Genomic DNA, 26,707 nt, shown 5'->3' with positions numbered 1-26,707 from the left:
ACGGGGCCCGAGCGCCCCGTCCGGATACCCGCCCTGCGGTCTCCGACGCCGCCGAGAACGTCATCGGGGCCCTCCGGCCTGCGCAAGCCCAGCTCTCGAACCGCCACGAACCGACCCGCTGGGCCGCCCCTGCCGACTTGTCCGGGGGCGGCGGCACCGCCGGCGCGTCGGAGCCCCCGCGCACAGGGAGACCGAGCCGTGAGGACACGGGCCGACAGTCCCTGGCGTCAACATGGCGTTCCCCGGTCTCTCGCGTTCGGCGTAAAAAGACGGAAAAGCGGGTAACCAGCGCAGTTCGTACGGCATCCTCCCAGGCGTGATGAGCCTGACGGGGACACCTTTCTCCCTGACCACGATCGCGCTGGCCGTGGTCACCGTGCTGCTGCCCCTGCTGCTGTGGGGCCGGGTACGCGGCCCCGCCCTGGTGCGCGGCGCGGTGCGCCTGGCGATGGTCGTCCTCGCCCAGGCGTCGGCCGTGCTGAGCGTCTTCGTGATGGTCAACAACGCCAACGGCCTGTATGACAGCTGGGCCGACCTGCTCGGCACCGGACAACACATCGTCGCCGCGCCGGACCTTGGGCGCGATGGACTCGGGGACCACAAACGACCGGCGAACGAGCCGAAGGTCGTCCAGGACTTCAGTCCGGCGCATGACGCCCGCATGGGCCCGGGCGTCCGCGTCACCCGGTTGAGCGGTCGGGTGTCGGGGGTGCGTGGCGAGGTGTACGTATGGCTGCCGCCCCAGTACAACCAGCCGGCCTTCCGGAACCGGAAGTTCCCCGTGGTCGAGCTCCTCGGCGGCTACCCCGGATCGGCGAAGGCGTGGTTCAGCGGCTTGCGGGTGCAGTCGCAACTGGAGGCCGGGATGCGGAGTGGGGAGATCGCCCCGTTCATCCTCGTGGAGCCGCGCACCAATCTGCTGGCCGGCCAGGACACCGGGTGCGCCAACGTGCCGGGTGTCGTGGACGCCGAATCCTGGCTGAGTGTGGACGTCCGGCAGATGGTGACCGACACCTTCCGCGCGCAGAGCCGTGCGAGAGGCTGGGCGGTGGCCGGGTTCTCGGCCGGGGCACACTGCGCCGTGAAAATGGCGCTCGCCCACCCCGACCGGTACCGGGCCGCCGTGGGCCTCTCCGGCTACAACGACCCGGCCGCCGAGCGGGTCTCCCTCACGGCCGGGGACCCGAAGCTGCGGCGGGTCAACAATCCGCTGTGGATCCTGCGCCACGCCACCACCCCGCCGCGCGTCGCGCTGTACCTCTCGGGCCGGCGCAACGACGGCTACCGTGACGGCCTCGCGCTGCGGCGGGCGGCAGCACCCCCGACACGGGTGGTGGTGGTCGAGGCGCGCGGGCCGCACACAATCAGGGTGTGGAAACGCCAAGTGCCGCAGGTCTTCCGCTGGCTGACGGCCGAAATGACGTCCCCACGCGGGCCGGTTCGCTCCCACGAGGCACATCCGATCGAGGGGGGCGAGCCGGACCGGGGCGCGCGAGTGCGGCCCGTGGATCATCTGCGGTGAGGACGCCGTCGTGGGCTGCGGTCAGCTCGGTGACTGCCGCGGCGACGACGGAGATCCCGCACGGTTGGATTGAACCTGTGAGCCGAGCCAGGGCGCAGCTCGGCGCGCTACCACTCGTCGGCCCCGAAGCGGAGGACGCGTGAGGGGCGCGCCGTGTCGGCCCGCCGTCAGCGGCGGGTGCGTCGCAGCCGGCGGCCGAGGAGGACGGCCCCTGCGCCGGCGGCCACGGACGCTCCCGCGAAACCAGCGAGGGCGGCCTTGGCGCGGACGTCATTCGCGGACCCGGCGACCGCCCGGGACGGCCGGGCGGAGGAGGGAGCTCCGGCCGCCTGGAGGATCAGGTCGGCGACCGCCGCGGGATGGGCGATCAAGGACACGTGGGAGGAGTTGATCTCTACGGTGTGCGAACCGGCGCGCTTCGCCTGGAAGCGTTCCTGATCCGGGCTGATGGTCTTGTCCTGCCGGCCGACGAGCGCCCAGGACGGGATGTGCTTCCAGGCCGCGACCTTGGCCTTCTCGGAGAACGCGGTCGTAGCGGCGGGCCGCTGGGTGGCCCCCAGCAGATTCGCCTGGCTCACCGGCAGGTCGGCGGCGAAGACCTGGTGAACCTTGTCGCGCTTGAGGTACAGGTCGGTCCCGCTGCGGCCGCTCTCCCGGTACGGGACGGACCTGGTGGCGGTGGCCAGTTCACTGGGGAACCGCGCGGCCAGCGACATGCCGCTCTCGCCCACGTCGGGCATCTGCGCCGACACGTACACGAGCGACTTCACCCTGGGGTTGTCGGCCGCGGCCGAGCTGATCACGGCGCCGCCGTAGGAGTGGCCCACAAGCACGACCGGGCCCTTGATGCTGTCGAGTACCGAGGCGATGTAGGTCGAGTCGTTGTACAGCCCGCGCAGCGGGTTGGCGGGCGCGACGACGGTGTAGCCGCTGCGCTCGAGGCGTGAAATGACACCGTTCCAGCTGGAGCCGTCCGCGAACGCGCCGTGCACCAGGACCACGGTGGGTTTCGTGGCGGTCGTGTCGCCTTCCGCGGCAGCCGGAGCCGACGCGGACGCGCACAGGGCCAGTGCACATCCGGCGACGGTGACGTGTGCGCGCAGTATTCGACGCCGTGTGCCGGAGATCGCCCATGCGTTCATCCGGTTTTCTCCTCCCTTGAGGTCAACAGCACCTCAGCGTTCACCCATAGGCGCCGCCGGGCCCGGCAGCGCTGTCCGACCGGGTGAAAGGGGCGGGGCATCGGAGTGAAGGGCCGGCCTCGCCGGGCATGCCAGGACCCGCTCCCCGGGGCGGAGCACAGGTTGTCGGTCAACGCCGCACTCAGGAAGCGCTCGGCCTGCCGCCCGACGTGCTCGCCACCTGGGCTCCCGCCCGTATCGTCACCACCACCGCCTCGATCGTCCGGGCCGCCACGGGGCTCGATCCCTGCTTCGGGCAGAAGAGTCGAGATGCGCCGCCGTCAGGAGCCGGCAGCGGAGACGTGGCGAGCCAACTCGGCGGCCAGGCGATGCATGACCGTGCGGTTGGCGCGCTGCATCATGGCCCGGACGACGGGTGCCAGGAGGCGGTCGGCGAGAGGGGCGCGCACCCAGGTGTACGTGAACGAGACGCGGCTCCCACCGGTTCGCAGCGGTTCGATGGTGTAGACGCCGTGGGCCAGGCGCCGGCCGGCCGTACTGACATTGCGTTCGACGATGCGCCGCGGTGCGTCGGCCTCGACCACCTCGATGGTGACGTCGGTCTTCGTGCCGCCCAGTGCGGCGGTGACCGTGGCGCACGACCCGACGCCGCGGCCGGGGCCGCTGTAGCGTCAGTCGGTCAGGTAGTGGTTGGTGAATCGCTCGTGGTGAGCCATGACATCGAGGAAGTCGTAGACCTGCTCCGGCGCCTGCGGCACGTCGATCGACACGGTGACAGACTTCATGTACCACACGGTACATGCGCCATGTACCAATTGGTACACTCGCGATGTGGTGAATACGGACGACGTGCATCCAGAGAGCGCCGCGCACGGCACGGACGGGGGCCGGCGCGCCCAACTGGTGGACGCGGCCGTCGACCACGTCGCAGCACACGGCATCGCGGACCTGAGCCTGCGCCGCCTGGGCGCCGCGATCGGCGTCAGTCACCGCATGCTGATCCATTACTTCGGTTCCAAGGAACAGCTGCTCGTCGAGATCGTCAGGACGTCTGAGCGGCGCCAGCGTGATCTGCTGTCCCGGCTCCGACTGGAGCCCGGTCTCTCGCCGGCCAATGTCGCGCGGCGACTGTGGCAGCAGTTGACGGACCCTGCGCTGGCCGGTCAGGAGCGGCTCTTCTTCGAAATCTGCGGGCGCGCGCTGCGGGGCCGCTTCGAGGCCGCCCCTGTTCTCGAAGGGTTCGTGACGGACTGGCTGGAGCCACTCGTGGCCGCCGAGATGGCCGCAGGGGCGGATCCTGCCGCGGCCCGGAACCGCGCCAGGCTGGGGCTTGCCACCGTCCGCGGTCTGTTGCTTGACCTGCTCGCTACCGGTGACCGCGCCGGCGTCGACGCGGCGATGGAGGAGTTCCTCCGGCTGTATTACGGCTCGGAGTGACGGGGTCGCCGATCAGGCCGAGCGGCTGGGTCAGACGACGTACCACCGTTCGAACAACGGTCGCCGAGGTGGACGTACGCCGCTTCGCAGGCTTCCTGAGACACATGCGAGCGTCTGGAGAGCCCGACAACTGGCCGGAGAGCTCCAAGACCGTCAGGGAACGCGCCGGGTGGCAACGTGAGCGTGAGGGCGAGTGCGGACGCGGCAGCCACCCCGGCCGGTGCCTCAACCGGCACGGCCAACCCGCGTACGGCACCGGTTCCCGCGTCATCCTGACCACCGCGCACCTCGACCACACCCCGGAGAACTGCGACCCTGCTGATAAGCCCGGCTATCAGATGTTGCGGAATGGTCTACGCTGTCTCGTTTGGATCATCGAGTCCGATCACATCAGGGTGCCGCCCCACTGGTTGAGATGGGCGACGACCGATTTCTCCCGTGACCGGGGTCGGCGTACTTCGCGGGGGCTTCGAGCCGGCGGGGTCCGGCACCGGACCGTGCCGAACCCGGCCGGAGACAGGTCCTGCTCTCGCGAGCCACAACTGCGCGCTCAGCCGGCGGCAGCGCCGAACCACTTGGGCAGCTGGCTGAGCAGATCCTGCTGATCCTCACCGACCCACGCCACATGGCCGTCCGGCCGTAGTAGCGCCGCGGGCACGTCCAGTTCCTCGCTGACGTCGACGACGTGGTCCACCCGATCTGTCCAGCCCGCCACCGAGAGCCGGCCGGTCTGGTCGAGCAGCAGTCCGCGGCCGCCGTGCATCAGCTCGTAGAGGCGACCGCGCTTCAGCCCCACGTCCCGCAGCCGCCGGCCGAGCAGTTCATGCCCCTCGCCGAAGTCGTAGCGGACCCCGATCGCAGTGATCTTCTCGATCAGGTACCGGTTCACCTCCTCGAACTCCATCAGTTGCGACACCAGCCGGCGCACTGACCGGGGACCCGGCTCGGAGGACAGCAGCTCGGTCTGCGCGCGCGTGTTGTCCAGCACGTCGGCGGCCACCGGGTGCCGTTCCGTGTGGTAGCTGTCCAGCAGCCCCTCCGGTGCCCAGCCGCCCACCTCGGCGGCCAGTTTCCAGCCGAGGTTGAACGCGTCCTGAATGCCGAGGTTGAGCCCCTGCCCGCCGGTCGGCGGGTGGATGTGCGCCGCGTCGCCGGCCAGCAGCACCCGGCCGGTCCGGTAGCGCTCGGCCAGCCGGGTGGCGTCGCCGAAGCGGGAGAGCCAGCGCGGTGAGTGCACGCCGAAGTCGGTGCCGGCGAACACCCGCAGCCGCTGCTTGAACTCCTCAAGGGTCGGCGCGGTCGCACGGTCCTCGGCCACCCCTTCGGCGGGCACGATCATGCGGTACACCCCGTCCCCCATGGGGATGGTGCCGAACCGCACATGGGTCTTGCGGACTTCGGCCACCACGGCGGCCAGCGTCTCCGGCGGCGCGGCCACCTCCACTTCGCCCAGCAGCGTCTCGATCCTGGCGGGCTCGCCGGGGAAGCCGACGCCGAGCAGCTTGCGCACCGTGCTGCGGCCGCCGTCGCAGCCGACGAGGTAGCGCGAGCGCAGCCGCGTGCCGTCGGCCAGCTCGGCGGTCACTCCGTGTTCGTCCTGGCTCAGCCCGACCAGTTCGCAGCCGCGCCGGATCTCGGCGCCGAGCTCGGTGGCGTGCTCGGTCAGCAGGCGCTCGGTGATGCTCTGCGGGATGGCGAGGACGTACGAATGCGCGGTGTCCAGCCGGTCAGGCCACGACGTGCCGAGGCCGGCGAAGAAACCACCGACCGCGAACTGCTGCCCGAGCGGGAGAAACCGCCTCAGCAGACCTCGCTGGTCCATCACCTCGACGCTGCGCGCGTGCAGGCCGAGCGCGCGGGACAGCCCGGTCGGCTCCGCCTCCTTCTCCAGCACGAGCGCGCGTACGCCGTGCAGCCGCAACTCGCCGGCCAGCATCAAGCCGGTCGGCCCGCCGCCGGCAACGATCACGTCAATCATGAAAACCCCCCAATTCGACAAGGTTGCATTTCGCCAGCTGCTCCGCGCAGTCCGGCGGCGGGCACCCGCACCTCTGGCGCCGAGTGCCCGCAACCGCACCGCGAGTCCCACCGACGGTTCGACGTCCCGCGAGACCCATACGTCGCCAAAAGCACACGCACTTCGCGAATCCCTGATTTACACAGGTTCTGGCTTCGGCTGGAGATTCTGCAGCACGACCCGGGTCTTGCCGCAAGGCCCCCGGTGCGCTATACGTTGAGAGCGGCAAGGAGTGGGTAACCTCCTTGCCTTTTGTTGTCGGCTGTGGACGGGCAAACCCCTCCCGAAGCGGTGATGCGCCGCGTACGGTGATGCCGCCGCCGGCTCCGCCGTATCCGGGATCTTCAACGTGGGGAGCCAGCAGGTCCAGGACCGTGACGAGCTCACCGATGTCGTCGTCCAGCCAGAAGTTGCGGGTGAACATTCCTCAGGCATTCCAGCTTCCGCGGGACTGGTGCCGCAGGAACGCGAAGTCCCCGCCCGGCAGACAGCTGTCCGGGCTCGGGACGAGCAGGGGGTGTGGGTGCTCGCTCGCATCGAGGTCCGGCGGACGGTCTGCGCTTGCGCCTGCGTGCCACCGCAGCGCGCCGCAGAGTCGACGCTGGTGTCGCCCGACATGGGTAGTGCGGACACTCCACCCGGTCGGTCTTAGACTCGCGGCACGGTGTCCGGCTTCACCGTGCGCCGCGCACAGCCCGATGACGTCCGCACCGAACCTGCCGTGCAGTGTCAGACGTTCTGCGGTGCACACATGAATCCGACCTCGATGTGGAGTCGATGCATGACGCAGGCCCCCGAGCTGTGGCTCGCTCAGCCACGAAACCTCAAGTCCTCTTTTCCTGTTCTGCTTTTGGCCATGGCGACGGGAGCGGTCGACGCGATCAGCTTCATGACCCTCGGTGGTGTGTTCACCAGCGTGATGACCGCGAACCTTGCTCTGTTCGGTCTCGCCATCGCCACCCACGACGTGCTGCTGGCCGGTCACGCAGCACTGGCGATCATCGCGTACACCTGCGGCGTGCTTCTCGGCAGTCGGGTTGCTTCCCTCCCGGGCCGCGCACGATGGAGCGGTGCCCGGATCGCACTGCTCGCAGAGGTGATTGTCATGACTGGTGCGATGACGGCCTGGGCCGCTCTGGACGGCAAGCCGGCCGGCACCAGCCAACTGGTCCTCCTGGCGGCCATGGCCGTGTGCATGGGCTGCCAGGGCGGCATGATCCGTGTCGCCGGCGGGTCGAATCTCTCGACCACCTACATGACGGGCGCTCTCACCGGCGCGCTGGTCGCACTCGCCGTCAAGAAAGAGGTTGAGCGATACAACATTGCGGTGATCGCGATGCTGCCGACAGGGGCAGGGTTGGGAGCGCTTCTTGTCACCCACGCACGGGCGGCTGCTCTGGCCCTCCCCTTGGTGCTGCTGACTGCGGCCCTCACGCTTTCTTTCCGGCGACCTGTGCCCCACTAGCGCCCCTCCTGGCGCGCTTTGCCCCGTCGTGCCGCCCGGCACGCCCGCGCGCCGCGTTGGCCAACGGCCCTGGTAGCTCCTTCCCCGAGCTCTCAGCTTCGTTCGAGCAGGGGAGACCCCATCCAAGGACTTCCGGCGCCTTGCGATCGGACCACTGGACGGGCGCCGCCCGCCGTCGTCCGGTGGCCCTCTGCCTCAGCTCTCGCGCAGGCCGGGCCTCAGTCGCACCGTCACCGTCTTGGGCCGTTGGTACTCCTGGAGCGCCAGCGTGCTCAGGTCCGTGCCGTGGCCGGACGAGCCACGCCCGCCGTGCGGGAGCTCCGCCGTCTGCACCAGATGGCAGTTGAGCCAGGCCTCGCCCGCGTCGAGGCGGGCCGCGAGATCGAGCCCCGTGCCGAGGTCGGTAGTCCAGACACTGGCCGCCAGGGCCTGGGGGACACTGTTTGCCAGGTCCAGGGCCGCCTCCACGGTGTCCGCGTGCTGGACTGTGAGGAGCGGGCCGAAGACTTCCTCGGTGACCGTCGGGTCGTCGTGCGGGAGATCCGCCAGGACAAGGGCCGCGCGCCAATGGCCGTGCTCCTCGCCCGGCAGGGTGGCGATGTCCGCCGCCAGGAGTCGCTTCGCGGACGAGGAGGCGACCAGGGCGTCGTAACGCGCCACCTGGTCCGGGTTGTTCAGCGGGCCGAAGTCACGGCCTGCCAGCCGGGCCCCCATCGCCTCCGTCAGGCGGGCGATGGTCGACTCGTAGTTCTCCGTGAGCGTGACGACCCGAGCCGGCGCCGCGCAGCTCTGGCCCGCGTTGTACGTGGCCGCTTCCGCGAGCGACGCATACGTGTCCGCCGGGGCGTCCGGGAGAACGACGGCCGGGGCGTTGCCGCCCAGCTCCAGGCTGATCCGGCGCGTCCCCGCCCGCGCCGCCACATCCAGGCCCGCCCGCCCGCTGCCCGTGAACGCGACCATGTCCACCGGGGACTCGACCAGCAGCCGGCCTGTCCGCCGGTCTCCCGGAAGGGACTGGAGCACGCCCTCGCCCAGGGTCCGCTCGGCGTGCTCCGCCAGCAGTTCCAGCGTGTCCGGGGTGGTCTCCGCCGGCTTCACCACCACCGTGTTGCCCGCGGCGAGTGCCGGGGCGCAGCGCCAGGCCGCCATCATCAGCGGGTAGTTCCAGGGGATGATCACCCCGACCACGCCCATCGGCTCCCAGCGCACCCAGCTCTCGTGCCCGGTCACCAGTCGGCCCGCCGCCGGGGCTGTCCGGGTCCGTGCCGCCGTCGCGTAGAAACGGAACAGATCCGCCACCTGCTCGACCTCGCCTGCCGTCTCCGCATCCGGTTTGCCCGTACCGGCCCGCTCACGAGCCGCGTACTCCGCCGCGCTGTCCTCGATCAGCGTCGCCAGCCGGTCCAGGCGTCGCGCCCGGTCCTTGGGGGTCAGGGCGCTCCATGCGCCGAGCGCCGTACGGGCCGCTGCCACGGCCGCAGCCACCTCGGGCTCGCGGGAGACGGGAGCGGTGCCGCGGGGACGTCCCGTGCGAGGATCGGTGAGTTCAGTGTTCATCGTTGCTTCCCGCTCGTCGCTTCCTGCTGCTCGTTTCTCACAACGCGTACGACCGCAGCCACAGTTCCAGTGTCAGCACCAGCCACAGCTTGCCGCCGTGACGGGGCAGGAGCGTGCCCTCGCCCTTCATCCAGGCGCGGATCGTGTCCGGGCGGAACAGGCCCCGGTGGGCCGACTGCCGGCTCAGCAGCAGATCGTTTCCGAGGTCGCGCAGGGGACCCGTCAGCCACTGCTGCACCGGCACCCGCATCCCGCTCTTCGGGCGGTCGACCACCGTGTCGGGGAGAAGATCGCGCACGGCCTCCTTGAGGATCCACTTCTCCGCAGAGCCACGGAGTTTGTACGTCGGCGGCGTCGCGAACGCGTGGTCGACGACCCGGCGGTCGAAGAGCGGTGCCCGGCCCTCGATGCCCTGCGATGCCGTCAGGCGCTCCACCTTGGTCAGGATGTGGTGTGCGCCCTTGGTCCGCAGATTGCAGTGCAGGAGCTGGTTGAGGAGGTGGCCCATGCGGTGTGGGCTGTCGACGCCCGGCGCCAGATACGGCTCCACGAACCGCTGGGGGCGCGGGGCGTCCCGCAGTGCGTCCAGCGTCTGCGGGGTCAGTAGCGTGGGGAGGTCCGTCCAGCACTTGCGGTACGAGCGCAGATACGCCGTAGCCCGGTCCTCGTCCCAGGGCGCCCCCGGTTCACGGTGCATCTCCTGCACCAGCATCGGGAGGTTCTTCGGGCCGCCGAACACGGGGTCGCCGCCCTCGCCGTTGAGCACCACCGACGCGCCGTCCGCGGCCACGGTCTCCGCGAGCAACAGGTTCGGGACCGTCAACGGATCGCCCACCGGGCTGTCCAGGAGCGCAGCCGCCTCCGCGAGCCGTGAGGCGACCGTCTTCCCCGACACGTTCAGAACTCGGTGGCGGGTATGGCAGTGGGCGGCCACCAGGCCCGAGTAGCCCAGCTCGTTGGGGAGTTCGTCGCCGAAGCTGATCGAGTACGTGTGCACCGGATGGCTGTGGAGCTTCGTCGCCAGCGCGGTGACGAGGGAGCTGTCGATCCCGCCGGAGAGAAGCACCGCTGCCGGCTCCGCCTCCGGGAGCCTTTCGGCCGTCGCCTGCTCCAGGATCGCCCGTAGGGCAAGGACATGCTCCGTCGGATCCTGCGGCACCGGCTCCGCGATGTGCTCGTGGGGCTCCCAGTGCACGGTCTCGGTGACCGCGCCGTCCTCTGTCAGCCGCAGCACCCGTCCGGGCAGGACTTCCCGCACGCCGGTCAGGAGCGTCTCCTCGCCCGGCAGATAGGCGAAGGTGAGGAACGAACGGACCGCGGACAGATTCATCGAGGTGCCGAGCGCGGGCCAGCGCCGCAGCGCCCGCAGCGAGGTCGAGGCCGTCCAGGCTCCTTCGGCGCGGGCGTAGAAGAGCGTTCGGGCTCCCACGTGGTCGCGGATCAGGATCAGGTCCGTGCCGTCCAGCACGGCCAGCACGAACATGCCTTCGGCCAGCGCCACTCCCGCGTCGCCGAGCCGCGCCCAGCAGCGCAGCAGCAGTTCACCGTCGGAGCAGCGGGCAGGTACGGGGGTCCCCTCGGTGTGCAGCGCGGACAGGAGGGCCGGGCGGTTGTGGAGGGTGACTTCACCCATCGCCGTGAGGCCGAATGCCGTGAACGGGCCGTCGGCGCGGCCGGGTTCGTCCGCGATCAGCCCCAGGGCAGCCCCGGGGACGTCCACGGATGCCCGGCCGGTCCCGGCCGCACCCATCGCCTCGACATGGGCCCGGGCCTGCCGGGTGGTCGGGGACAGGCAGACGCAGAAGCGTGCCATGGATGGCTCCTCTCCTCGGTGCTCCGTGTTCCGTACTGCTACCGCCGCTCCTACGGCTTCCATTGGTGCCGACGCGGCAGGCTCAGCCGAAGTCGTCGTCGCTCCAGGTGTCCCCGCCGTCGTCCCAGCCCGCGTCCCAGTCGTCCGTCCCGCCGCCACCGGAATCGCCGCCCCCGCCCGAGTCGCCCGAGGACGACGACTGGCTCTGCGCCTGCTGCCGGCGGAGCTCCTCCTCCTCTTCCGGGCTCATGATCGACGGCGGCAGCTGGGCGGCGGTGATGGCGAGGCCCGCAATGCCCAGGCCCGCGAGCATGACGCCCATCCTGCCGCCGAACGACGTCCGGTTGACCATCACCGTCTCGCCGCGGCCCCACAGGGTGCGGCCGTATCCGATGTCCCGGGCGTATGTCACCGTGCCGTCGGCGAAAACCCGCTTGATGATGTGGTTGCCGAGGAGTTCGTCGGTGCCGGAGGCATTCCGGTTGTCGTGCCAGCGCACGAGGTGACGGGAGGAGCTCTCGTGGTCGCGCCACTCCTCCCGGCCGTCCTCGTAACGCCGGTGCACGCTGCCGTCGGCGAGCAGTTCGTCGGAGTAGCCGATCTCTTGAGGTCGGATCATCGTGTGCGTTCCTCGGGTCTGTGGGGCGGTCGTGCCCGCGGGAAGAGGGGCTCGCCGGGACGGGTCACCCCGCGGTTCACGGGCGGGTGACGCGGCGGATCACGAGGCGGGCCAGGTCAGGAAACCCGCGGTGCGCAGCCCGCGCAGTTCGGACCACATGGAGTTCCGCGGCGGTCGCGGTCCCCGCGTGAGGCGCAGCACCGTACGCACCAAGCGGGGCGGTGACACGGCCGCGACCTGAGTGAACCGTCCCCGCGCCAGCCATGCGGCCTCCTCGGGCCGCAGCCCGGGCGGCCAGGGCTCCAGCGGCGGAGCCGGTACCGGGCCACGGCCGGTCGGAAGGCGCAGGGTTGCCGCATGCCGGGGCACGAGCCCGATCGATGCGATCCGCACGCCGGGGACCGGGCCGAGAGCGGCCCTGACCCGCGCCGGGAGCCCGATGCCCTCCGGGCTCGCGTCGTGCAGCACATGGACCGTCGCGCCCTCGGCCCGCTCCAGCGCCGCGACGAGGCGCGGGTCGAGCGGCAGGGCGTCGGGCGCCGCGAGGACGGGGCAGGCCGCCTCCAGGTGCACATGGTTGGCGAGCAGCATCCGGGCGATCGAGCCGTCCTGGCAGACGAGCAGGCGGGGGAGCCCGTAGGCGTAGAGGTCGGGTTCGGCGGCATCGGGCGCGGGCAGAGGCCGTGACGGCGCGGACGGGACCGGCGGGAGCAGGCCGTCCACGGCCTCCCGGCCCCGTGCCTCCAGCGCACGCGTGAACGTGGGCAGCCGCAGGGGAGGGGCCGGGGTGCGCGGGATGCGGGGGAGCAGGGTCGCGGCCGGGCTCAGGACACGGCAGGTCTCGTAATAGAGCTGCCGTTCCGTGAATCTGATGCCGCCCGGGCCCGCGGCGCGCGCGGCGGCGCCGGTGATCGCGAGGTCGAGGAGGCGGGCGCCCGGCCCGCGGCCGGTACGGGAGTCCCGGGCCGTGGAGGTCCCGATTCCGGGAGCCTGGAGGCGTCGCGGCGTCATGCGGAGCTGGTGCCCTTCTTGTACGTGCCGGTTCTCTTCTTGTACGTGCCGGGTGGGCGGGCGCCAGGTGCCCGCGAGGTTCTCGGGGTCCACGGCGCCTGCGGCCAGGTGAGGAAGCCGTGCGTGAGGGTCTCGCGGGGGGTGGGCCGCGGGGCGGCCGGCGCCCGTTCCACCGCCCGTACGACGATCGACTCGAGGACGCGCGGCGGCACGGCGGCGAGCGGACCCCAGAAGCCTTCGCCGAGCCACTCCGCGTCGGCCTCGGGCAGGGCCACGAGCCAGCGGATCTTCGCCGGCACACCCTGCGGATCCCGCCCGGCCCAGGCGTAGTTACGGCTGCGGAACAGGTACCAGAGCTGGGTGAGGGTGATCCTCAGGCGGCCGTGGTCGGTGGCGCGTTCCGCGATGCCCCGGATAGGGATGTCATGCATGCCCTTGCCGTGTACGGCGGGGTCGAGCGCGAAGCGCTTCCCGCAGTGCGCGCGTATTCTGCCGTTGCGCTGCTTGCCCGTCAGCGAGGCGGCGCAGCGGGGGCAGATCATCGCTCACCCGCGTGGTCCTGGGCCCCTGGACCCGGCCAGGTCATGAATCCCACGGACGCGGCGCGACGCCGCTCCGGATCGACGCTCCGCGTGACCTGTTCGGCGACCCGGGTGACGGCGGCGAGCAGCCGGGCGGGGGGCATGCCGACGAGCGGGAAGCGCCAGCCCTTTCCCAGCCACCTCAGCTCCGCCTTGGTGAACTCGCCCAGCTCGGTGAGGAGCGCCATGGTCTCTTTGTCGGGCTTCCCCTGCTTGTCGCGGTAGGGCACGGCCTGTGCCAGACCGCGGACGGTGCGCAGCGGCAACCCGGCGTCGATCACCGTGCGTTGCCCCAGACCCGTGCGGGCGCGCCGGACGAGAAGCTCCCCGTGCGCGTCGGCGTCGTGGAGCACGATCACCGGGCCCCGTGCGGGCAGGGCGAGGACCGCGTCGAGATCCTCGGCGAGCGCGATCCCGTAATGGGCGGGCAGGCCGTCGGCGTCGAGGAAGGCCGTGATGGAGTGGTCGGGGCACAGGAGTACGGCCCCGGCCTCAGCACCGGAGGGCGCACGAGTCCTGGCCTGAGAGGGAACGGGAGGGGCGTCGTCGACCACCCCGGGCGGCAGCCCGCCGTACACGTACCGCCAGGACGCGAGCGCCTCCGAACGGAACGCCGCACGGCTCATGACCGGGAAGCCCCGGCCCGCACCGGCGGCTCGTGCGAGGGCGAAGCCCGCGGCGACGAGCAGCAGGGCGCACGCGATGAGGGCCAGGTACACGGTCCCGGTGAAGATGCCGAAGACGCCGACGATCAGGCCCACGAAGAGTGAGATTTCCGTACACCCCGGCGCGAACGTGCCCTTTTTGAGGCGCCTGCGCGAGAGCGCGTACCACAATTGGTCCGGCGTCACCGCGATCCTGCCCTCCTCCGTCGCCTTGGCGACGATCCTGCGCACCCGCAGGTCGCTGAGGCCGAGGGAGTTGGTCTTGGGGTCGAGCGCGTACGTGCGCCCGCAGTGGGAGCAGGTGTTGTTGGGGCGCTCCTTGCGGAGCAGGTTCTTCTCGCAGTGCGGACAGATCACCGGCGGACCTCCAGTGCGGTCGCCACACGGCGCAGTCGTGCGGCCAGGCGCTCGCGGACGGTGGTGGTGGCGATGCCGCGGTCCTGCTGATGGCGCTCGATGTCGCGCAGGGCGGCGGCGAGGGCGCGATAGTCGGTGGCGGCGGCTACCGCCACCTGGCCGGCTGTCGGGGTGTCACCCGCGGCGCGGCGCTCGGCCTCCCCGGCGGTGATCGCGTAGTCCTCGTGGTCGATCCCGTAACCGGTGTTGGCCGCGAGGATCGTCAGCGGATCGGTGCCCCTGTTCGCGAAGGAGTGGGGCATCATCTCCGGAATCCGTATCAACATCCCGGGAGTCATCGGGACTTCGGTAACCAGGTCGCGGTCCGCGTCGTAGAGGCCGCAGGCCGCGTGGCCGAGGCTGAGGACGAAGTGTTCACCGCCGTGGGCATGCGGGGTGAAGGCGCTGCGCGGCCCCACGACACCGAGTTTGACCGTGGCGTTCGAGGGACGCTCGGGGGAGGTCGCCGCGTCGCCCACCAGGTAGTGGGCGAACTGCCCGTCATCGATGAAGCGGAGAAACTCCCGCTCGGGTCCCAGTTCGCGGGCGCCCTCGCAGTCGGCCAGCCCGATGCCTCCGTCCGGCCTCAGGTGGTACAGCTCCACAGCGTCGGGGAGCGTGCCCCATGCTCCGCCCGGCATGGCGTCGGATATACCGTCATGCGGTCTCCCGGACATCGCGCCTCCCCCGTCCTCCTGTGCGCGGCGCGCGCTTCGTAAGCGCATCGTATGGCCTTGATCCACAACAACGGGAGCCTTTGGACTGGCACTTGGGCAAAGCGCGAGGGAACGGCGGGCGAACGTGCGTGGCACGGAGTGGACGGATGACCGCGCAGTCCACGAGGTGCACGTGTTGAAGCGGCGCGCGGCCGGCTTGACTCTGTCGGGATCTTGGATGGTCGGGCTCAGCTACCGAGGGTTTCCTCGGCGACCGCGCCCATGGTCGTTTCGCCGGTGCGGTCGGCGACGACGTTGAGCACCAGGTTGCGGGAGAGATCCCTTCCGGAGGACGGGGCACGCCGTCCGAGCCGGGAGAAGGCCGATCCGGCCACGCGCGAGGCGGACAGGCGCGCAGCCGAGCGCAAGATAAATGTACGTACAATTGATTGACATTTCCGCAGGGGGGCTTGCGCACCGGAGTCGCGCCGTCTAGCTTGAATGTACGTACATTTGATCGGAGGGTTCCCTTGGTGACCAAGCAGCACCACCGGACCGTGATCATCGGCGGCGGGACCGCAGGTATCTCGGTCGCGGCTCGGCTCCGCCGCGCCGGTGAAAAGGACGTCGCAGTGCTCGACCCGAGCCTTCACCACTACTACCAACCGTTGTGGACGCTGGTCGGCGGCGGACGAGCGCCGCTGAAGGAGAGCATCCGCCCGCAGGAGACCGTGGTACCGAAGGGCGTGCGGTGGATCCGCCACGCCGCGGTCTCCATCGACCCCGAAGCCCAGGAGGTGACGCTGGACGACGGCGGCACCGTCTCCTACGACCACCTGGTGGTCTGCCCCGGCATCCAGTTGGACTGGGATCGAGTGCCGGGCCTGGAGGCCGGGCTCGGCAAGGACGGCCTGTCGAGCAACTACCTGCCGCACACGGCTCCCGCGACCTGGCGCTTCATCCGCGGGACCCGCTCGGGCAGCGCGGTGTTCAGCATGCCGACGGGCGCCATCAAGTGCGGCGGCGCCCCGCAGAAGATCGCGTACCTCGCCGCCGACTACTGGCGGGAACAGGGCGTCCTGGGCAGGATCGACGTCCACCTCGTGATACCCGGTGCCGCCATCTTCGGCGTTCCGGAGTTCGCGCGCGTGCTCGACGACGTGGTCCGCCGGTACGGCATCAACGTCCACTACGGCAGCGAGGTCACCGAGGTGCGCCCCGAGGCCCGCGAGGTGATCGTCACCGACCTGGGCACCGGGGGCACGAAGACCCTGCCGTACGACATGGCTCACCTCGTCCCACCGCAGAGCGCCCCGGACTGGATCAAGCGCAGCCCGCTCGCCGGAGCCGACGACCCGGCCGGCTACGTCGAGATCGACAAGCACACCATGCGGCATGTCAGGTACCCCAATGTCTGGGCCCTCGGAGACGTCGGATCGTCCCCGAACTCCAAGACCGGCGCCGCCGTGCGCAAGCAGGCGCCCGTGGTCGTCGAGAACCTCCTCGCCACGATGAACGGCCGGGAACCCACGGCCGCCTACCACGGCTACTCCTCGTGCCCGCTGACCACGGCCCGCAACAAGATGCTGCTCGCCGAGTTCGACTACAGCGGTCAGCCCACCCCGTCGATCCCGGTGATCGACACCATCCGCGAACGCACCGACATGTGGTACCTCAAGCGGCGCGGCCTGCCGTTCCTCTACTGGAACCTCATGCTCCGCGGGCTTGCCTGATCCGACGCCCGAAAGCGGGAACCCGACCGCCGCACCGACCGGAGACCCGGCGGGTCGCACCCGCGGTCCCGGCGTACATCGCCATCCTGTTGCTGGCCACCTAGTGCCCCTCCCGGCAAGCTTTGCCCCGTCGCGTCGTCCAGCACGCCCGCTCGCCGCGTTGGCCAAAAGCCCTGGTAGCTCCATCCCCAAGCTCTCAGCTCCGTTCGAGCAGGGGAGACCCCATCCAAGGACTTCCGGCCGCCTTGCGACCGCACGCACCGGACGACGCTCCTCACGGGGCAAACATTGCCGGTCACGGCACTAGCCGTCGCCGCGCCGCATCCATGACGCGCGGCCCCACTGACCCGCCACTCGCGCCCCGGGCCCGATGCCCCGGCGCATCCTCACCGCTCAACCGCAGGAGCCCGTCATGACGAACCACACCGGACCGCTGGTCTTCGTGCAGTTCTACCTCGACTGCCTCTCCCACGCCTCGTACCTCGTCGGCGACCGCACCACCGGCCGGGCCGTCGTGGTCGACCCACAGCGTGACGTCAACGACTACATCTCCACCGCCGACCGTCACGGCCTGACCATAGAGCGGGTCCTCGAGACCCACATCCACGCCGACTTCCTCTCCGGTCACCTGGAGCTGGCCGAGCGCACCGGCGCCCGCATCTCCTATGGCTCCGCCGGCACGCTCGACTTCGACACCGACCCCCTGGACGACGGCGAGCACCTCAGCCTCGGCGAGGTCGACCTGGAGATCCTGCACACCCCTGGCCACACCCCCGAGTCGATCTGCGTCGTCGTACGCGAACATGCAGGCGACGCCATACCCTACGGTGTCCTCACCGGCGACACGCTGTTCATCGGCGACGTCGGCCGTCCCGACCTGCTCAGCGCCCGCGGCCGGTCCGCCGAGGACATGGCCCGCGCCCTGTACCACTCCACCCGCGAGCGCCTGCTCACCCTCCCCGACGACACACGTGTCTACCCGGCGCACGGGGCCGGCTCGGCTTGCGGCAAGAACCTCTCGACCGAGCTGAGCTGTACGATCGGCAACCAGCGCCTGAACAACTATGCCCTGGCCGACATGACCGAGGACGAGTTCGTTTCCGTTGTGACCGAAGGTCAGCCCGCCGCGCCCGCCTACTTCGCGTTCACATCCGTGCGCAACCGCCAGGCACGTCCAGTCCTGGACGAAAACACCCCCGCTGTCCCCCTCGCCCCGGAGGCCTTCCTCGACGCCCGGGCGCACGGCGCCATCGTCCTGGACACGCGGGACCCGGAGTCGTTCGCCTCCGCCCACCTGCCCGGCGCGGTCAACGTCCCCCTCGGCGGACGCTTCGCCGAGCTCGCCGGCGAGGTGCTCGACGCCCGGGACAGCATCATCCTGTGCGGCGACCCGGCCACCGCGCGCGAGGCCCGCAACCGTCTCGCCCGCATCGGCTTCGACCACGTCCTCGGTGCCTTGATGACCCCGGTTGACGCCGTCGACGCCGAATACCTGACCGCCGCAGAGCGCGTGGAAGCCGCCGGCCTCGATGACCGGCTCGCCAAGGACGCGGACGACTTCGAGCTGGTGGACGTGCGCGGCCCGGGCGAGGTGCGTGAAAGCGGCACCATCCCCGGTGCTCGCCTCATCCCGCTGCCCGAACTGGTCGGCCGCCTCAGTGAGCTGCCGACCGACCAGTCGCTGACCGTGTTCTGCGCGAGCGGCAACCGCTCATCGGTGGCCGCGTCCGTACTGCGCGCCCGCGGCTTCGAGGCCACCGACCTACGCGGCGGCTTCTCCGCCTGGCGTGGTGAGGTCACGCACCCCGCCGACACGACCCCGGGTGGCGTCCCGGCGTGAGCGTCCTGATCCTCGCCCTGCTCTGCGGAGCCGTGGTCGGCCTGGCTCTCGGCGCGCTCGGTGGTGGCGGGGGTGTGCTCGCGGTCCCGGCCCTGGTGTATCTCCTGGGCGTCGCACCCGCCGACGCCGGGACCACCAGTCTGGTCGTCGTCACCGTCACCTCCGTCACCGCCCTCGCCCGCCACCTCGGCACCGGCAACATCCGCTGGCGGACCGGCGCCCTGTTCGCCGCGGCCGGCGTGGCACCCGCCATCGGGGCGTCCATGGTCGCCCACCGCATCCCGCAGGCCGTGCTGACCACCGCGTTCGCTGTCCTGGCCGCTCTCGCCGCCGCGGTGATGCTGCGCGGTCTGCGCGCAGCGCACGGGACGCGCCAGGCCGCCGCGTCCGAGACGGCCGCCTCGCAGGCCACCGCACCCGGGCCGGCCGTGGGGGCCGTCGCGTCCCACTCCGGCCGGCCCGGGCTTGCGGACGCGACCGCCGTCCGGGCGGCACACCGAACGGCCGGCGGGACAAGCGTGGCTGCAAAGCGTGCGGGCGGTCCCGCGCCGGAAGAGGCGGGCGGCGCTGACGCCGACGACGGCCATGGGAGGTCCGTCGGCCGGGCCGGGTACCTGCGGACCGCCGTGGCCGGGGCCGGCCTGGGTGCGGTGACCGGGTTGCTGGGCGTCGGCGGCGGCTTCCTGGCCGTACCGGCCCTGGTGTCGGTGCTCCGCCTGTCGATGCGGAAGGCTGTCGGCACCAGCCTCGTGGTCATCCTCATCAACTCGGTCGCGTCCCTCGCCACCCGCCTAGCGGCCGGAGGAATGTCCCTCGACCTCGCGATATTCGGTCCGTTCGTGGGCGCCGCCATCCTTGGCGCCTGGGACGGCAAGCGGCTGGCCGCCAAGCTCTCCGGTGCCACCTTGCAGCGGGCTTTCGCCACCCTGTTGCTCGCGATGGCCGTGTTCATGCTCATCGACGTGTTCGTCTGAGGTTTCCCGCATGGCCGCGGTTGGTGCCGCGGCGGGTGACGGTCACTGCTGATCGGCTGCCGCCTGAGCGACGGGCAACCGAGCCCGTCGCGTGGCCTTTGGCGTCCGGAACCCGCCGGGGGTACGGGTGCCGGTCACGTCGGGCCGCCACCCCTGCGGGCCAGGTCAACGCGTCTTTAGACCGACCGGCACATGGGGGGTGGGAGAAGGAGCGGGGCTGGGTGCGTGCAGCTGCACGGCGGAGGAGGGAGGCAACGCGAAGGGGGTCCCCCATGCCCTTAGGGCTATGGGGGAGTTGTTGACTGACGACAACGCCGCAGATGTGCGTGCCCAGCCCCGCGACGCCGCCTCCCATGTGCCGGTCGCTCTTAGTCCGAGGAGCCGGTGAGCGCGGGTTTGCACCGCCCCTGCAAATGTACGAACATTCACGTTGTGTCAGTAGCCTCCGTCCGACCCCCGAGCCCCAGGAGGGCACCGGTGACCTCCCGACCCGGCCCCCGTTCCCTCACCCGATCCGCGGGCAAGCCGCTGTGGGCACAGCTGCGCGCCGACCTGCTGCGCCGTCTCGAAGACGGCGAGTTCCGCGACGTCTTCCCCGGCGAGCACGACCTCGTCGCCGAGTACCAGGTCAGTCGGCACACGGTCCGCGAGGCCCTCCGTCAGCTTCGTGCGGAGGGCCTCGTCACCGCCCGGCGCGGCAAGGTCTCCCGGTTCACTGCTGGCCACCCGCTGGAGCAGAAGGTCGGTGAGGCGTACAGCCTTTTTCGATCTGTCGAAGAGGTCGGCGCCGTCCAGCGCAGCATCGTGCGTGTGCTCGACCAGCGCGCCGACGGTGTCATTGCTGCTCGTCTGGGACTTGAGGAATCCACACCGCTCGTCTACCTCGAACGTCTCCGTCTCGCCGACGAGGAGCCGCTCGCCGTCGATCGCGTGTGGCTTCCTGCGGACGTGGCCCGCCCTCTCCTGGACGTCGACTTCACCCGCACCTCGCTCTACGACGAGCTCGAACGCCACTGCGGCACTCGCATCAGCGGCGGCTGGGAGCGCATTCGGGCCGTCACGCCCGGCCGCGGGGAGCGCACCCTGCTCGATTGCCCCGAGTCCACTGCGCTGTTCGCGATCGACCGGCTTGGTCACGACGCCGGCCGACGCCAGGTCGAGTGGCGGCAGACGCTCGTCCGAGCAGATCGCTTCGCCGTCGCCGCCGCGTTCTCCACCGACGACGGCTACCGGCTGGGCGCTCCGGTCCGTACGCCCTGACCCGGGATCGCTCCTCGGGGGCCCGACGGAGCGTGCCGAACGAGGTGGATACCGCTGCGGCACGGCAACTACCGCAGCAAGCACTTGGTAGGGTCGGGGACTGGAAACGGAGCGTAAGCCACCGCGCCAGTCCCCGACCCTACTTGGGCGTGTTTCGAAAGTAGCGTCGTCCGCCCGTAGGGCGGGCCAGACGCCGCCTGGCAGGCGGGACTTCCGAAACAGGCCCTACAGTCACGCGACCTGTGCCCGTCCCACCGCAGTTCGTGTGCATGCTCCGTACGCACATCGAGAGCTGTGGCGTGACGCCGGGCGGTCGGCTGTTGCGGAACGAGGCCGGTGCCTACGTGGACGCTTCTCCGTACGGCCTGACGTGGGCCCGCCTGACCGCCGCGAGGCGGCGGTCAGGCCGGTGTCCGTCAGTCGAGGGCGCGGCGGCCGGCCGTCGCCAGGCTCGGGTCCCAGCCGCGACGCGGTACGGAGTCGAGGAGCAGACGGGTGTACGGATGCTCCGGGGTGTCCAGTACGCGATGCGTCGGGCCCGCCTCGACGACTCGGCCCGACCTGAGCACCAGGACATCGTCGGCGATGTGCCGGACCACGGCGAGGTCGTGGGTGACGAAGAGGTAGCCGATGCCCGACTCGCGCCGGATCGTGGTGAGCAGGTCGAGGATCTGTGCCTGGATGGACACGTCGAGCGCCGCGACCGCCTCGTCGAGGATGAGGACGCGGGGTTCGACCGCCAGGGCCCGGGCGATGGCGACCCGCTGGCGCTGTCCGCCGGAGAGCCGCCGGGGCAGGGCCCCGGCCTCCCGTTCGCCGAGGCCCACCTGGTCCAGGAGTTCGGCGACCCGCGAGCGACGGGCGGCCGCGTCCAACCGGGTGTGAAGGCGCAGCACCTCGTCGACGCAGTCGGAGACCGTCACCCGTGGGTCCAGCGAGAGATACGGATCCTGGAAGACCATCTGTATCTCGCGGGCGCGCGCGAGCCGTTCGGCCCGGCTCCGGGCGCGGGCGGAGCGGTCCCGGCCGTCCAGGCGGACGGTGCCGCCGTCCGGTCGTGCCAGGCCCACCAGCATCCGTACGGTCGTCGTCTTCCCGCTGCCGGACTCGCCGACGATCGGCAGTGAAGCCCCCGGTGCCAGGGTGAACGACACGTCGTCGACCGCCGTGTGGTCCCCGTACCGTTTGCACAGCCCCTCGACCACGAGCCCCTTCGTCGTGCCGGTCACAGCGTGATCCCTTCGTCGGCGCGGTGGCACGCGGCGAGTCCGTCGCCGTACCGCGCCAGTACGGGGGCTCCTCGGAGCAGCGCGGTTGTGCGTGGGCGCAGCGGGCCGTGAAGCCCTCCGGGGTGCCGCCCGGCCCCGGGAACCAGCCCAGTTGGACGGAGAACAGCGAGACCAGCGCCATGGCGCTGACGAACGAGGGCGTCGCCGTGGCCACGCATGGTCAACCGAGTGGTTCCTGAAAGCGATCGGTGGCGCCGTCCACGAGCGTCCCGGCGGACGGTTCCCGGGACCGTCGTGCGCGGGCCCAGCGGCTGTGAGGATCAGCCGGTGGGCACAGGGGAGAAGCGGCCCACGGCGCCCCCGGACGCTGGTTCACCGCCGGGTTCACCCGTACCCAGGTGGCCGGACGGCTCGTCGACGACCTACGCGCCGCTGCCCCCGAGGGGTACGCGGCCTGCTGCGACGCCCTCGCCGCCTACGACCTGCGGCGCGATCTGCACCGGATCACCGCGCCGACGCTCGTCGTCGCCGGCCGGGACGACCCGGCCACCCCGCCCGGGCACGCCCGGGAACTGGCCGACGGCATCCCCGGAGCGACTCTCCTGGAACTCCCCGGAGCCTCGCACCTGGCGCCCGCCGAACGCCCTCAGGCCGTCCTCGGCACCCTCCTCGGCCACTTCGAGGCCCCCGCCGACGACGGCAGCAGGCACGCCGAGGGGATGGCGGTCCGCCGAGCGGTCCTCGGCGACGCGCACATCGACCGGACCGTCGCCCGCACCACCGAGTTCACCGCCGACTTCCAGGACTACATCACCCGCTGTGCCTGGGGAGAGATCTGGACCCGCCCCGGTCTCGATCGCCGCACCCGCAGTTGCCTCACGCTGACCGCCCTGATCGCCCACGGGCATCAGGAGGAACTCGCTCTGCACGTACGAGCGGCGCTGCGCAACGGGCTCACCCCGGAGGACATCAAGGAAGTCCTGCTGCACTCCGCCGTCTACTGCGGTGTGCCGGCGGCCAACTCCGCCTTCGCCACGGCCCAGCGCGTCCTCGCCGAGGACGGCGTCCTGTCCCCCCTCTGATACGGCCGCGCCCAGCACCCCTCTTACCTCTCTTGGAGCCCTCATGCCCCGTACCACCGTAGGAATCATCGGCGCCGGCCCCGCCGGACTCCTGCTCTCCCACCTGCTCCACCGGCAGGGCATCGACAACGTCGTCCTCGAACTGCGCAGCCGCGGCTACGTCGAACGCCGCCAGCGGGCCGGCATCCTCGAACAGGACACCGTCGACGTGCTGCGCGACTCCGGGGCCGGCGAGCGGATGGACCGCCAGGGCCTGGAGCATCACGGCATCGAACTGCGCTTCGACCGGCGCTCCCACCGCATCGACTTCCCGTCCCTCACCGGTGGCCGGTCGGTCATGGTCTACGCGCAGACCGAAGTGGTCAAGGACCTCATCGACCGGCGCCAACAGGACGGCGGAACTGTCCTGTTCGAGGCGGAAGCGCTGTCCGTCGACGGCATCGAGACCGACCGCCCGAGCATTCGCTACCGCCACGAAGGCGCCGAACACACCCTGGACTGCGAGATCGTCGTCGCCTGCGACGGCTTCCACGGCATCGGTCGCCGCTCCGTGCCGGACGGCCTGCTCACCGTGACGGAACGGACGTACCCCTTCTCCTGGCTCGGCATCCTCGCCGACGTCCCGCCCTCGTGCGAGGAATTGATCTACGCCCACCACGAGCGCGGCTTCGCCCTGCACAGCATGCGCTCGCCCGAGGTCAGCCGGCTCTACCTCCAGGTCGACCCGGACGACAGCACCGACAACTGGCCGGACGAGCGCGTCTGGGACGAGCTGGAGACCCGCTTCGCCGTCGACGGTGACTGGACGCTGCGGCGGGGACCGATCACCGAGAAGAGCATCACCCCGATGCGCAGCTTCGTCGCCGAGCCCATGCGCCACGGTCGCCTCTTCCTGGCCGGCGACGCGGCCCACGGCTGGGCGATCTCCAGCCAGGAGCTGCGCCCGAGGTCGGCGCCCGCCTGAGCCTTGATCTCGTCTCTGAGCTTTTTCGGCATCCACGTCCTCGGCACGGACACCGCCCTGTCCTCGGCGAGCGTCATCGATGCCTTCGCCCGCGTTCAGGTCGGCGAGGACGCCGTCCGCTCGACCCTCACTCGCATGGTCGGCCGCGGCCTGCTGGAGCGGCGCCGGCGGGGCCGCCGGATGTACTTCTCGCTGACCGGCCGTGCCGCCGCCGTGCTCGCCGATGGGCGGGAGCGGATCTGGCGGACCGGTGCCGTCAACCGTGCCTGGGACGGCACCGGGACCCTGGTTGCCTTTTCGCTGTCCGAATCCTGGCGCCGCGAGCGGCACGACCTGCGCTCACGGCTCGTCTGGGCCGGATTCGGCCTGCTGCAGAGCGGCCTGTGGGAGGCCCCCGGCCAGGTCGACGTCGCCCCCCTGGCTGTGGAACTCGGGCTGGAGGACCGTATCAAGGCCTTCCACGGCGAGGCTGCCGCACCCACCGAGGCCGGCCCTCTGCTCCGTACCGCCTTCGACGTCGACGTCATTGCCGAGGGTTACCGCGCCTTCCTGGCCCGATGGGGCGACGGCCACGCACCGACCGAGGCACGCGACGACCTGGGGCGCCAGCTTCTGCTCCACACCGACTGGCTCGACCTGGTGCGCCGCGACCCCCACCTGCCTGCCGAACACCTTCCCGAGGAGTGGCCCGCCGAGCGCGCGGAGGGACTTTTCCGCGAGCTGGCGGAGCGGTTCGAGCCCGAGGCCAAGCGGATCGCCTAGGAGATCCTGGACCGCCGGGAGCCGGCGGGATCGCGGGTCGGCCGAGCACGACGGCGGAGACGGCGTTCGGGAGCCTTATGTCAACACCATTGACCTTATGGTCCCCCGGGCGGTCTCATAGCGGCACTTCGGAGGCCCGTACCTCCGCGATCCGAAGGAGCCCCGCCCCATGGACCACCTCACCTCACTCCGGGACGCCTCGCCGACCCCGTTCTGGCTCGACGACCCCGACCGGCCGCAGGCCGCCCCCGCACTCGTCGGCGGCACCACCTGCGACCTGCTCGTGGTCGGCGGCGGATACACCGGGCTGTGGACCGCCCTCGTCGCCAAGGAGCGCGATCCGTCCATGGACGTGGTGCTCATCGAGGCGGACGAGGCCGGCGGCGCCGCCTCCGGCCGCAACGGTGGATTCTGCGAGTCCAGCCTCACCCACGGCCTGCACAACGGCCTCCAGCGCTGGCCCGAGGAGATCGGCCTCCTGGAACGACTCGGCCGCGAGAACCTCCAGGCCATCGAGGACACTGTGGAACGCCACGGCATCGACTGCTCCTGGGAGCGCACCGGCTCCCTGGTGGTGGCCACCGAGCCGTACCAGGTCGAGGGACTGAAGGAGGAGGCCGAGGCCCTCGCCCGGTTCGGTGGCAAGCCGCTGCTGCTCGACGCCGAGGCGGTCCGTGCCGAGATCGACTCGCCGACGTTCCACGGCGGCATGTGGAACAAGGACGACGTGGCCATGGTCAACCCGGCCCGGCTCGCCTGGGGGCTCAAGCGCGCCTGCCTCGACCTCGGCGTCCGCATCCACGAGCACACGCCCGCCACCTCGCTCGCCGAGCATGGCGCCGTGATCGCGGTCCGTACCCCCTACGGGCGGATCACCGCCCGGCGTGTCGCCCTGGCCACCAACGCCTATCCCTCCCTGCTGCGCCGCCACCGCCCGTACACCGTCCCCGTGTACGACTACGCGCTCATGACCGAGCCGCTGACCGAGCAGCAGCTCGCCTCGGTCGGCTGGCGGAACCGGCAGGGTTTTGCCGACTGTGCCAATGAGTTCCACTACGTCAGGCTCTCCGCGGACAACCGCATCCTGTGGGGCGGCTACGACGCCGTCTACCACCGCGACGGCAAGGTCCGCGCCGAACACGACCAGCGGCCCGAGACCTTCGCCACCCTCGCCCGGCACTTCTTCACGACCTTCCCGCAGTTGGAAGGCATCCGGTTCACCCACGCCTGGGGTGGTGCCATCGACACCTCCACCCGTTTCTGCGTGTTCTTCGACACGAGTCATCACGGGAAGGTCGCCCACGCGGCCGGATTCACCGGCCTCGGCGTCGGTGCCACGCGCTTCGGTGCCGAGGTCATGCTGGACCTCCTGGCGGGCGAACGCACCGAGCGGACCCAACTGGAGCTCGTCCGCCGCAAACCGTTCCCGTTCCCGCCCGACCCGATCCGCTCGGCCGGGATCGGCATCACCAAGTGGTCGATGGCGCGCGCCGACCGCAACGAGGGCCGGCGCAACCTCTGGCTCAAGACGCTCGACCGCTTCGGCCTCGGCTTCGACAGCTGACGACGGGTAGCCCGAGTGACGAGATCACGCGGGTAACGGGGAACTCGCCGGGAATGGCCGCCGATTGTTCCCCGAAGTGTCACCGGAGCCACGACACGGTCGGGTAACGAGCGGGGTGTCCTCGGCAGGCTGGAGATCCAGTGGTCGGTGGGGTCGTCGGCCCGCTCGGGCCATTCGACCAGCAGCGTCACGTCGGGCAGGAGGCCCTTCCAGTGGCCGTGCTCGCGCGTCGCCGACGGCGCGACGGGCGCGGTGTCCCCACGGCTCGGCAGCTTCGAGACGCACTGAACCGCGGTACTCGGAGCGGGGCGCGGTCAGGACTGGCCGGTGTCCGCGAGGATCAGCTCGCCCACGGACTCGGCCAGCACTGACCGCGCCTGTTCGTCGAGGCCGTCGTCCGAGACGAAGTAGTCGATCT

General features: G+C 71.0%; 21 protein-coding genes and 3 pseudogenes. 12 read left to right on the top strand and 12 right to left on the bottom strand.

Annotated features, from left to right (window positions below):
- Nucleotides 1-319 precede the first annotated feature (319 nt).
- The gene (locus ACGFSA_RS19875) at nucleotides 320-1,522 is read left to right on the top strand and encodes an alpha/beta hydrolase (protein WP_393305989.1); all 1,203 of its coding nucleotides are present in this window, start codon (nucleotides 320-322) and stop codon (nucleotides 1,520-1,522) included.
- A 167-nt stretch (nucleotides 1,523-1,689) separates the two neighbouring features.
- On the opposite strand, the gene ACGFSA_RS19870 is transcribed toward ACGFSA_RS19875, so the two are convergent.
- On the bottom strand, nucleotides 1,690-2,664 hold the full coding sequence (locus ACGFSA_RS19870; protein WP_393305875.1) for an alpha/beta fold hydrolase: 975 nt from the start codon (nucleotides 2,662-2,664) through the stop codon (nucleotides 1,690-1,692).
- 320 nt (nucleotides 2,665-2,984) lie between these two features.
- Nucleotides 2,985-3,449 (bottom strand): annotated as a pseudogene (locus ACGFSA_RS19865) (SRPBCC family protein).
- A gap of 46 nt (nucleotides 3,450-3,495) precedes the next feature.
- Between ACGFSA_RS19865 and ACGFSA_RS19860 the strand changes: the two are divergent.
- Nucleotides 3,496-4,101, top strand: a complete 606-nt coding sequence (locus ACGFSA_RS19860) for a TetR/AcrR family transcriptional regulator (protein ID WP_393305873.1) — start codon at nucleotides 3,496-3,498, stop codon at nucleotides 4,099-4,101.
- A gap of 550 nt (nucleotides 4,102-4,651) precedes the next feature.
- Here ACGFSA_RS19860 and rox read toward each other — a convergent pair.
- A complete protein-coding gene (gene rox / locus ACGFSA_RS19855; protein ID WP_393305871.1) occupies nucleotides 4,652-6,079 on the bottom strand; it encodes a rifampin monooxygenase in 1,428 nt (475 codons plus the stop codon).
- Nucleotides 6,080-6,782: 703 nt separating this feature from the next.
- Here rox and ACGFSA_RS19850 point away from each other — a divergent pair.
- A complete protein-coding gene (locus ACGFSA_RS19850) occupies nucleotides 6,783-7,583 on the top strand; it encodes a YoaK family protein (protein WP_393305869.1) in 801 nt (266 codons plus the stop codon).
- A 195-nt stretch (nucleotides 7,584-7,778) separates the two neighbouring features.
- On the opposite strand, the gene ACGFSA_RS19845 is transcribed toward ACGFSA_RS19850, so the two are convergent.
- From ACGFSA_RS19845 to ACGFSA_RS19810, 8 genes are all read right to left on the bottom strand, one after another.
- Nucleotides 7,779-9,140, bottom strand: a complete 1,362-nt coding sequence (locus tag ACGFSA_RS19845; RefSeq protein ID WP_393305867.1) for an aldehyde dehydrogenase family protein — start codon at nucleotides 9,138-9,140, stop codon at nucleotides 7,779-7,781.
- Between the two features lie 37 nt (nucleotides 9,141-9,177).
- The gene (locus ACGFSA_RS19840) at nucleotides 9,178-10,953 is read right to left on the bottom strand and encodes an asparagine synthetase B family protein (RefSeq protein WP_393305865.1); all 1,776 of its coding nucleotides are present in this window, start codon (nucleotides 10,951-10,953) and stop codon (nucleotides 9,178-9,180) included.
- An 82-nt stretch (nucleotides 10,954-11,035) separates the two neighbouring features.
- Nucleotides 11,036-11,572 (bottom strand): hypothetical protein, encoded by a 537-nt coding sequence (locus tag ACGFSA_RS19835; protein WP_393305863.1) that lies wholly within the window; start codon nucleotides 11,570-11,572, stop codon nucleotides 11,036-11,038.
- 99 nt (nucleotides 11,573-11,671) lie between these two features.
- Nucleotides 11,672-12,583, bottom strand: coding sequence for a hypothetical protein (locus ACGFSA_RS19830; RefSeq protein WP_393305861.1), 912 nt, complete (start codon nucleotides 12,581-12,583; stop codon nucleotides 11,672-11,674).
- Nucleotides 12,580-13,125, bottom strand: a complete 546-nt coding sequence (locus ACGFSA_RS19825) for a hypothetical protein (protein ID WP_393305859.1) — start codon at nucleotides 13,123-13,125, stop codon at nucleotides 12,580-12,582. The genes ACGFSA_RS19830 and ACGFSA_RS19825 overlap by 4 nt, the downstream gene beginning before the upstream one ends.
- Nucleotides 13,122-14,186, bottom strand: coding sequence for a hypothetical protein (locus tag ACGFSA_RS19820; protein WP_393305857.1), 1,065 nt, complete (start codon nucleotides 14,184-14,186; stop codon nucleotides 13,122-13,124). Before ACGFSA_RS19820 ends, ACGFSA_RS19825 begins: the two co-directional genes overlap by 4 nt.
- Entirely contained in the window at nucleotides 14,183-14,866 is a 684-nt protein-coding gene (locus tag ACGFSA_RS19815) for a cupin domain-containing protein (protein ID WP_393305855.1), read from the bottom strand. The genes ACGFSA_RS19820 and ACGFSA_RS19815 overlap by 4 nt, the downstream gene beginning before the upstream one ends.
- Nucleotides 14,867-15,129: 263 nt before the next feature.
- On the bottom strand, nucleotides 15,130-15,276 hold the full coding sequence (locus ACGFSA_RS19810) for a hypothetical protein (RefSeq protein ID WP_393306002.1): 147 nt from the start codon (nucleotides 15,274-15,276) through the stop codon (nucleotides 15,130-15,132).
- 135 nt (nucleotides 15,277-15,411) lie between these two features.
- On the opposite strand from ACGFSA_RS19810, the gene ACGFSA_RS19805 reads away from it, so the two are divergent.
- From ACGFSA_RS19805 to ACGFSA_RS19790, 4 genes are all read left to right on the top strand, one after another.
- The gene (locus tag ACGFSA_RS19805) at nucleotides 15,412-16,614 is read left to right on the top strand and encodes an FAD-dependent oxidoreductase (RefSeq protein ID WP_393305853.1); all 1,203 of its coding nucleotides are present in this window, start codon (nucleotides 15,412-15,414) and stop codon (nucleotides 16,612-16,614) included.
- 412 nt (nucleotides 16,615-17,026) lie between these two features.
- On the top strand, nucleotides 17,027-18,454 hold the full coding sequence (locus ACGFSA_RS19800; RefSeq protein ID WP_393305851.1) for a rhodanese-like domain-containing protein: 1,428 nt from the start codon (nucleotides 17,027-17,029) through the stop codon (nucleotides 18,452-18,454).
- Nucleotides 18,451-19,428, top strand: coding sequence for a sulfite exporter TauE/SafE family protein (locus tag ACGFSA_RS19795; protein WP_393305849.1), 978 nt, complete (start codon nucleotides 18,451-18,453; stop codon nucleotides 19,426-19,428). Before ACGFSA_RS19800 ends, ACGFSA_RS19795 begins: the two co-directional genes overlap by 4 nt.
- Nucleotides 19,429-19,905: 477 nt before the next feature.
- A complete protein-coding gene (locus tag ACGFSA_RS19790; protein WP_393305847.1) occupies nucleotides 19,906-20,688 on the top strand; it encodes a GntR family transcriptional regulator in 783 nt (260 codons plus the stop codon).
- A 416-nt stretch (nucleotides 20,689-21,104) separates the two neighbouring features.
- On the opposite strand, the gene ACGFSA_RS19785 is transcribed toward ACGFSA_RS19790, so the two are convergent.
- Nucleotides 21,105-21,917: an ABC transporter ATP-binding protein gene (locus ACGFSA_RS19785; RefSeq protein WP_393305845.1), complete on the bottom strand. Its 813-nt coding sequence runs from the start codon at nucleotides 21,915-21,917 to the stop codon at nucleotides 21,105-21,107.
- Between the two features lie 23 nt (nucleotides 21,918-21,940).
- On the opposite strand from ACGFSA_RS19785, the gene ACGFSA_RS19780 reads away from it, so the two are divergent.
- The 5 genes and pseudogenes from ACGFSA_RS19780 to ACGFSA_RS19760 all read left to right on the top strand — a co-directional run bounded on the left by ACGFSA_RS19780 (nucleotide 21,941) and on the right by ACGFSA_RS19760 (nucleotide 26,289).
- The gene (locus ACGFSA_RS19780; protein WP_393305843.1) at nucleotides 21,941-22,156 is read left to right on the top strand and encodes a hypothetical protein; all 216 of its coding nucleotides are present in this window, start codon (nucleotides 21,941-21,943) and stop codon (nucleotides 22,154-22,156) included.
- Between the two features lie 108 nt (nucleotides 22,157-22,264).
- Nucleotides 22,265-22,999: pseudogene (gene pcaC, locus ACGFSA_RS19775) on the top strand (4-carboxymuconolactone decarboxylase); the annotation flags it as partial.
- A gap of 43 nt (nucleotides 23,000-23,042) precedes the next feature.
- A pseudogene (locus ACGFSA_RS19770) lies at nucleotides 23,043-23,912 on the top strand (4-hydroxybenzoate 3-monooxygenase); the annotation flags it as partial.
- 54 nt (nucleotides 23,913-23,966) lie between these two features.
- Nucleotides 23,967-24,725, top strand: a complete 759-nt coding sequence (locus ACGFSA_RS19765; RefSeq protein ID WP_393305841.1) for a PaaX family transcriptional regulator C-terminal domain-containing protein — start codon at nucleotides 23,967-23,969, stop codon at nucleotides 24,723-24,725.
- A gap of 169 nt (nucleotides 24,726-24,894) precedes the next feature.
- Nucleotides 24,895-26,289, top strand: a complete 1,395-nt coding sequence (locus ACGFSA_RS19760; protein ID WP_393305839.1) for an NAD(P)/FAD-dependent oxidoreductase — start codon at nucleotides 24,895-24,897, stop codon at nucleotides 26,287-26,289.
- The last annotated feature ends 418 nt before the right edge of the window (nucleotides 26,290-26,707 follow it).

The sequence above is a fragment of the Streptomyces sp. NPDC048496 genome, assembly GCF_043200055.1.
Lineage (GTDB): Bacteria > Actinomycetota > Actinomycetes > Streptomycetales > Streptomycetaceae > Streptomyces.
Note: the sequence above shows the minus strand (reverse complement) of the source record. Positions and strands in the feature narration are given on the sequence as shown.

What these genes read in the sequence shown, in the direction of transcription:
- ACGFSA_RS19760 (WP_393305839.1), top strand. Translation starts at nt 24,895, where the DNA reads ATGGACCACCTCACCTCACTCCGGGACGCCTCGCCGACCCCGTTCTGG.
- ACGFSA_RS19825 (WP_393305859.1), bottom strand. Translation starts at nt 13,125, where the DNA reads ATGATCTGCCCCCGCTGCGCCGCCTCGCTGACGGGCAAGCAGCGCAAC.
- ACGFSA_RS19800 (WP_393305851.1), top strand. Translation starts at nt 17,027, where the DNA reads ATGACGAACCACACCGGACCGCTGGTCTTCGTGCAGTTCTACCTCGAC.
- ACGFSA_RS19840 (WP_393305865.1), bottom strand. Translation starts at nt 10,953, where the DNA reads ATGGCACGCTTCTGCGTCTGCCTGTCCCCGACCACCCGGCAGGCCCGG.
- ACGFSA_RS19835 (WP_393305863.1), bottom strand. Translation starts at nt 11,572, where the DNA reads ATGATCCGACCTCAAGAGATCGGCTACTCCGACGAACTGCTCGCCGAC.
- rox (WP_393305871.1), bottom strand. Translation starts at nt 6,079, where the DNA reads ATGATTGACGTGATCGTTGCCGGCGGCGGGCCGACCGGCTTGATGCTG.
- ACGFSA_RS19830 (WP_393305861.1), bottom strand. Translation starts at nt 12,583, where the DNA reads ATGACGCCGCGACGCCTCCAGGCTCCCGGAATCGGGACCTCCACGGCC.
- ACGFSA_RS19815 (WP_393305855.1), bottom strand. Translation starts at nt 14,866, where the DNA reads ATGCCGGGCGGAGCATGGGGCACGCTCCCCGACGCTGTGGAGCTGTAC.
- ACGFSA_RS19845 (WP_393305867.1), bottom strand. Translation starts at nt 9,140, where the DNA reads ATGAACACTGAACTCACCGATCCTCGCACGGGACGTCCCCGCGGCACC.
- ACGFSA_RS19870 (WP_393305875.1), bottom strand. Translation starts at nt 2,664, where the DNA reads ATGAACGCATGGGCGATCTCCGGCACACGGCGTCGAATACTGCGCGCA.
- ACGFSA_RS19875 (WP_393305989.1), top strand. Translation starts at nt 320, where the DNA reads ATGAGCCTGACGGGGACACCTTTCTCCCTGACCACGATCGCGCTGGCC.